This is a genomic window from Paenibacillus sp. 3LSP (assembly GCF_032465655.1).
Taxonomy (GTDB): domain Bacteria; phylum Bacillota; class Bacilli; order Paenibacillales; family Paenibacillaceae; genus Fontibacillus; species Fontibacillus barengoltzii.
The window spans coordinates 1-1,268 of sequence record NZ_JAWDJI010000032.1; the positions used below are offsets into that span (position 1 = coordinate 1).

The following is a 1,268-nucleotide window of genomic DNA, read 5'->3' on the forward strand; positions in this document are numbered from 1 at the left end:
TGTACCTCTGTCAATAGAGTAGACACAAAGAATCGAGAAAATTATGCGGCAGATCGGTACATACGTTCGCACTCATTGGGCGTAGAATACCCAATCGCGGAATGGATTCGTTTTCCATTGTAGAAGCAGGTAATATATTCAAAAATGCGTTTCTTGGCTTGCTTGCGTGTTTTGAACTTCTCCAAGTAGACAAGTTCTTTCTTAAGCACACTGTGGAACGATTCAATACACGCATTATCGTAGCAGTTCCCTTTGCGGCTCATACTGCCTTTCATCTTGTAGGTGCGCAGCCGCGCCTGGTAGTCATGAGAAGCGTACTGGCTGCCGCGATCCGAATGATGCAGAACCTCTTCGCACGGTCGCTGCTGGCTGTGGGCGCGGTCCAGCGCCGTTAACACGAGTTCTTTCGTCATTCGCTCATCCATGTGAAATCCAACGATTTTACGACTGTACAGGTCCATGATGCTTGCCAGGTATAGCCACCCCTCATCGGTCGGGATATACGTAATATCAGCCACCCAGGCCTTGTTTGGAGCGGACGGATTAAACTCGCGGTTCAACACGTTCTCTTGGACAGGCAGGTTGTGCTTCGAGTTGGTTGTGGCCTTGTATTTCTTCACCGTGCGAGAACGTAAACCCAGCTCCTTCATGATCCGAGCGACTGTTTTCTCGGACACTCGTATGCCCTGCTTGTGCAGTTCTTTTGCTACTTTGGGGCTTCCATATAATCGACGGGATTCTAGAAAGATACGACGGATCCGCCGCTCCAGCTTGCGACGTCGCTTTTCACGTTTGCTGGCTTTTCGCTGGGTCCATTTGTAATAGCCGCTTCGGGATACTTCAAAGGCTTCGCACATCTTCGAGACTCGGCACTTGAAGCGATGATCGTGGATGAAGGCATAGATCAGCGCCGGTCTTTGGCGAAGTAGTGCATCGCCTTTTTTAAGATGTCGTTCTCCTCTTCCAGATCACGAAGGCGTTTCTGAAGATCTCTCATTGCTTTATCGTCGGCTTTCAGTTGCCCACTGCCTGGAAAGGCCTGTGCGCCGTCTTTCTTGTATTCCGCCATCCAACGATACAGGGTGTTGTCGCTGATCCCCAGTTCGCGGGCGACCTGCGCCACCGCTTTCCCTTCTTCCTGGATCATCTGAATCGTTTGCAGTTTAAATTCTTTATCGTATTTTTTCGTCATGGTAGCACCTCGAATTTGGATAGATTCATTTTACCCGATTCTCGGTTCTCCATGTCTACTTTTTAGTCTAGCAGCA

General features: G+C 49.4%; 1 protein-coding gene. It reads right to left on the reverse strand.

The window, feature by feature from the left end; all coding sequences use genetic code 11:
* Positions 1 to 41: 41 nt before the first annotated feature.
* A protein-coding gene (locus RW092_RS01775; protein WP_248931314.1) for an IS3 family transposase occupies positions 42 to 1,192 on the reverse strand; the annotation gives its coding sequence in 2 pieces (ribosomal slippage) (positions 42 to 937 and positions 937 to 1,192; 1,152 coding nt in all).
* Positions 1,193 to 1,268: the final 76 nt, after the last annotated feature.